This window comes from Pseudomonas sp. SWRI179, from assembly GCF_014268705.1.
GTDB classification, from domain to species: domain Bacteria; phylum Pseudomonadota; class Gammaproteobacteria; order Pseudomonadales; family Pseudomonadaceae; genus Aquipseudomonas; species Aquipseudomonas zanjanensis.
Window position 1 is genome coordinate 1 of the sequence record NZ_JABWRA010000110.1, and the last position, 5,199, is coordinate 5,199.

Sequence of the window (5,199 nt, forward strand, 5' to 3'; positions counted from 1 at the left end):
TCGGATCGACAAATAAGGAAAGCGTCGATAACGCGATCTTGAAGCCCCCTATTTATCCTGTGGCGAGGGAGCTTGCTCCCGCTGGGCTGCGAAGCGGCCCACAACCTGACACCTCTGTGCATCAGGTAGATCGAGTCGCTGCTTTTGGGGCTGCTGCGCAGCCCAGCGGGAGCAAGCTCCCTCGCCACAGTGGCTCCCCCACGACAGTCTTGAGTGCCATCCTTGAATGAACGGTGTTGCGGTTCAAGAGGCCGGTTTGGCCCCATACCAGCGAGGCGTATACACCCAGTTTCCACCGGATGCACGCGGGAACACACAGGTGGTGGAGGAGCCGATCAGGACCATCGTGCGCATATCCACCTGCTCGGCGGTGAGCTGCCCCAGCGTGGTGACACGCAGGGTCTGGCCCGGGCGACCAATGTCGCGCCCCAACACCACCGGCGTCTGCGGTGTGCGGTGCTGGCCGACGATCTCCAGCGCACGCCCCAATTGCCAGGGGCGCGCACGGGAAATCGGGTTGTAGAAGGCCAGCGCCAGATCGGCTTCGGCAGCCAGGTCCAGGCGTTTTTCAATGATCGACCAAGGCTTGAGATTGTCCGACAGCGACATCACGCAGAAGTCATGCCCCAACGGCGCACCGGCCTGGGCGGCGGTGGCGAGGGACGCGGACACGCCCGGCAGGATCTCCAGCTCAACCTGGTGCCAGGCCGGATCGCTGGACTCGTGCAACGCTTCGAGCACCGCTGCCGCCATGGCGAACACACCCGGGTCACCGGACGACACGACGATCACCGAACGGCCTTGCGCAGCCAACTCAAAGGCGTGTCGGGCGCGCTGCATTTCTTCGCGGTTGTCGGTGCAGTGCAGCACTTGATCATCGCGAAACGGGCCGGCCATGCGTACATAGGTTTCGTAGCCGAGCACATCGGTGGCCCGCGCCAACTCGGCTTTCACCGCCGGCACCATCAACTCGGCAGCGCCCGGCCCCAGGCCGATCACCGCCAGGCGTCCGCGCGGACGACCGATTTGGGCCACATCCAAGGGTTGAGCGGCAACGGCGATGGCCAGGTTGTCCGTCACCGAAAGGATGTTCGCCGCCGGCACTGAACTGCGGGCCAAGGTGGCGGCATCGCCCGTTGCAGCCACAAAGCGCAGCGCCACCCCGAATTCCAGCGCCGCTTCACGCAAGACCGTGCTGGCCATCAGCGTATCCGCCGCCACCAGGCACGCCAGGCTCCGAAGCGCCACGTTCGCTTGCTGCAAAGCGGCACGAACGGCGCCCGGCAGGTCAGCCAACTCGGCGCTCACTACCACCGCGACACTGCGCGGATAAATCAGCAGTTCGTGAGTGCTCGCCTCACGCTCGGCATGGCCGACGTGGATCGTGCGCCGCGCCTGCGGGTTTTGCGGCAACTGCGCCTGATCCAGCCACGGCGCCGCGCCTTCGATGCGCACCGGCTCACCGGCCAGCAAGTCGGAGACGAAGCGCTTGCCCTGCTCCAGGTCGCCGAGGCTGTAGCCGCTTGGCGGATTGAGCAGGCAAGTGCCGAAACGCAATTCGCCGCTGGTGGTGATGGCCGGCGCGACTTGCAGCGCTGCCGCGATGTCCCGGGCCATGTCATTCACCCCGCCCAGGCCGCCCAACAGAGGCACCACGGCGCTGCCATCCTCGGCCACCGCCAGCACCGGCGGCTCGGCGCCTTTTTCCAGCAACAGCGGCGCCAGGGTACGGATGACAATGCCCGCGGCGCACAGGGCGATGATCGGTGTGTCCTGTTGGTAGAGTTCGCGCAACGTCGCGCCAAATTCCAGGTACTGCCGATCGCCCTCGACCCGCCCGGCCAGGCCGTGGATCAGGGCGTCGGGGTAGCGCTGCTGGATCCGTCGAGCCGTCGCCAGGCTGCCGGGGCCGAGGATGACGATGGCCGGCGTCTTGGCGGCCATCAACCCTGCCACCGTTCGCCCGGCACGATGATCAGCGAGAAGTACGGCGAAGACATCGGCTCGACGTCATCCAACGGCACGATTTTCTGGTTGGCCATGGTCGCGCGCTCGACGTACAGCGCCCGCCCGTCCATGCCCAGTTCCTGGAGCACTTGGCGAACCTTGGGGAAATTGCGTCCCAGCTTCATGATCACCGCCGCGTCCGCGTCGGCGAGGCGACGCTTGAGATCATCGTGAGGCAGGACGCCCGAGAGCACCGACAGGCTCTGGTTGCGATAGACCAGCGGCGCACCGAGCACCGAGGCTGCGCCGAGCATCGAGCACACGCCGGGGATGACTTGGGCCTCATAACGCTCGGCCAGGCGATCGTGCAGGTACATGTAGGAACCGTAGAAGAACGGGTCGCCCTCACAGATCACCGCCACGTCGCGACCGGCGTCCAGGTGCACGGCCAATTGCTCGGCGGCGGTGTCGTAGAAATCGGCGATCACCTGTTCATAGGACAGCGGCGCCGGCAGCACCTCGGTGGTGACCGGGTAGACCAGCGGCAGCAATGTCTGCGCGTCCTGCAAATGCGCCTCGATGATGCCGAAGGCGTTGCCTTTCTTGCCCTTGGCGACGAAGTACGCCACCACGGGCGATTCGCGCAGCAGGCGCAGGGCCTTGACCGTAATCAGTTCCGGGTCACCGGGGCCCACGCCCAGGCCGATCAGACGTCCAGGCTGCTGCATCATTCAACCTCCGTAGCGAGGGCGTTGACGGCGGCGGCGGCCATGGCGCTGCCGCCCAGGCGGCCTTGCATGATCACGAAGGGCACGCCCCGGCTGTTGGCCGCGAGCATTGCCTTGGACTCGGCGGCACCCACGAAGCCCACCGGAAAACCGAGGATCAAAGCCGGTTTCGGCGCGCCGGCGTCGAGCATTTCCAACAGGTAAAACAGCGCGGTCGGCGCGTTGCCGATGACCACGACGCTGCCTTCCAGGTGCGGACGCCACAACTCCAGCGCCGCCGCCGAACGGGTGTTGCCCAGTTCCAGGGCCAAGGCCGGCACGCTCTCGTCGCGCAAGGTGCAGATCACCGGATTGTTGGCCGGCAGGCGAGCGCGGGTCACGCCTTCGGAGACCATCCGCGCATCGCACAGGATCGGCGCACCGGCGGCCAGCGCCTGACGCCCGGCCGTGCCCGCGCCCTCGGAAAACTGCAGGCCATCGATGGCCTCGACCATGCCGCAGGCGTGGATCACCCGCACCGCGAGTTTCTCCAGATCGGCCGGAATGCGCGCCAGGTTGGCTTCGGCGCGGATAATCGCGAAGGAGTTGCGATAGATCTCCTGACCGTCGCGGATGTAATCAAGCATCAAGGGGGCTCCGGGGATGAGCGTCGAGCCATTGGCCGAGCGCTTCAATAGTCAGATTGTGGGCTTGCAACGCGCCGAAACCTGGCAGCGCGGCATCACGAAAATACAGGTCGTAACGACCGGGCGCGACCGCCAGCAAGGTGGCGGGCGCGATATGGGCTGCCGCGCAGGAACGCGGGCAGCCGGACAGATGGACTTTCAGGGTCTGGCCCTGGCGTTGCAGCAGCTCGGCCAATTGACGAGCATCGGCCTTGGTGTCGGCCAGGGCTTTACCGCAGCCACTGGAACCGGTGCAGGCGATGAGCTGCGCCAGGGGTTGGTCGACCGACACCAACAGGCCCAGCGTTTGGAGCCGCGCCAGGACTTCTTCGGCATCCTCGACACACACGTTGGGCACCAACAGGCTTTGCCAGGGCGTGAAACGAAGGCTGCCGTCGCCCTTCTCCCGCGCCAGTTGCGCCGCCCCCCGCAGCATGACCGCATCGAGCCGCCCCAGGGGCGCCGCCGCGCCGACGTAGACGCGGTCGTCGTGCTGGGAATGGATGCCGATGTGCAGTTCGTCGATGGGCTCGTCCCGCTGCCAATCCAGGCAAGCTTGCAGCGGCACGCGGCAGGCCAATCGGGTCATGAATTCATCGTTGGGGATTTCAGCCAACAAGTGACGCATGCGGATCTGGTCCGGGCGGGCCAGGTCGAGGAACAGCTCCAGCACCGCCACCACCAAGGCATGCCCCTGGGCCAGGGGCACCCTGCCCGCCGGTTTATCCAATGGGGAACCGGCCAAGCCGAAGGCCAGCCAGGGCTCGCCATCAAGGACCAAGGCCGACAACCACAGGTCGTGGTGATGTTCGAGCATTGCCAGCGCCTCTCCACCGTCCAGTTGTACGGCGAACTTGGCCGACAGTTCGGGGAAGCGTTCGTGGGTTTGCAGGGTGATGAGGATCTGCTCGGCCAACGGGCGAGTGTCGAAGAGCATCTGCCGGTCGATCCCAGCCGCGGGGCTGAGCATCAGGTTGCGCACGTCATCGCCAGACGGTTTGCGAGGACCAAGCCCGGCGGCCAGCAATGGCTGGATCAGCGCGTCGTGCCCGGGGCCGATCCCGCGGATCTGCAGGTTGGCCCGGTTGGTCGCCTCGATCACGCCCCCGGCGAACCGCTCGGCCACCAAGGCCACGACGTCAGCCTGATCCGCCTGGATGGAACCGCCATCGAGCTTGATCCGACAGATCCCCCCGTCCAACGCCTGGACGACACGCAGCAACCCCGGGCAACCGGAGGGGCGGATGACGTTGGAGGATGGACGTTCGTTCAAGGGCAGACCGGCAGCTGAGAAACGCCACATTGGCGAAGGTGCGCCATTATGCCTGCTTTGCCGGTGGTCATGAAAAGCTTGCCTGTCGGATTGAGGCGAGATTGCTCAAGAACACGGGTTGCCTGATCCAATGATGTTGTTTGTATCGCCGCCATCGCGAGCAGGCTCGCTCCCACAGTTTTGATCGGGGTGTTCACAAATTCTGTGTTCACCCCCAGATCCCTGTGGGAGCGAGCCTGCTCGCGATAGCGGTCTGTCTGAAAAAGTGATGTTGGATGGACCGCCGCCTTCGCGAGCAGGCTCGCTCCCACAGTTTTGGCCAGGCTGTTCACAAATTCTGCGTTCAACCCCAAATCCCTGTGGGAGCGAGCCTGCTCGCGATAGCGGTCTGTCTGAAAAAGTGATGTTGGATGGACCGCCGCCTTCGCGAGCAGGCTCGCTTGTATGGTAGGACTTGAAGGGAGGAGGAGGGACAAGGCTCGATTCTGACTGTTCGCGCAGTACAGACCGTGGGAGATTTCGCCCCTCCTCCTTTCACCCAAGCGCCGATAAAGAATGCTTCGGCCTGGATCGACGATAGAGACAA

5 protein-coding genes are annotated in these 5,199 nt (G+C 65.1%); all 5 read right to left on the minus strand.

Translation table 11 applies throughout. The features are described from left to right. Positions 1-243: 243 nt before the first annotated feature. Positions 244-1,944, minus strand: a complete 1,701-nt coding sequence (gene cobJ, locus HU767_RS28390; RefSeq protein WP_186731095.1) for a precorrin-3B C(17)-methyltransferase — start codon at positions 1,942-1,944, stop codon at positions 244-246. Continuing rightward, positions 1,944-2,675: a precorrin-2 C(20)-methyltransferase gene (locus HU767_RS28395; protein ID WP_186707861.1), complete on the minus strand. Its 732-nt coding sequence runs from the start codon at positions 2,673-2,675 to the stop codon at positions 1,944-1,946. The genes cobJ and HU767_RS28395 overlap by 1 nt, the downstream gene beginning before the upstream one ends. Then, complete coding sequence (locus HU767_RS28400) at positions 2,675-3,301, minus strand: precorrin-8X methylmutase (RefSeq protein ID WP_186731096.1); 627 nt, start codon at positions 3,299-3,301, stop codon at positions 2,675-2,677. The genes HU767_RS28395 and HU767_RS28400 overlap by 1 nt, the downstream gene beginning before the upstream one ends. Next, positions 3,294-4,613: a precorrin-3B synthase gene (gene cobG / locus HU767_RS28405; protein ID WP_275944495.1), complete on the minus strand. Its 1,320-nt coding sequence runs from the start codon at positions 4,611-4,613 to the stop codon at positions 3,294-3,296. Before cobG ends, HU767_RS28400 begins: the two co-directional genes overlap by 8 nt. Beyond that, the coding region (locus HU767_RS29010) for a hypothetical protein (protein ID WP_238349540.1) at positions 4,610-5,199 on the minus strand (590 nt) is incomplete at its 5' end. The genes cobG and HU767_RS29010, both read right to left, overlap by 4 nt.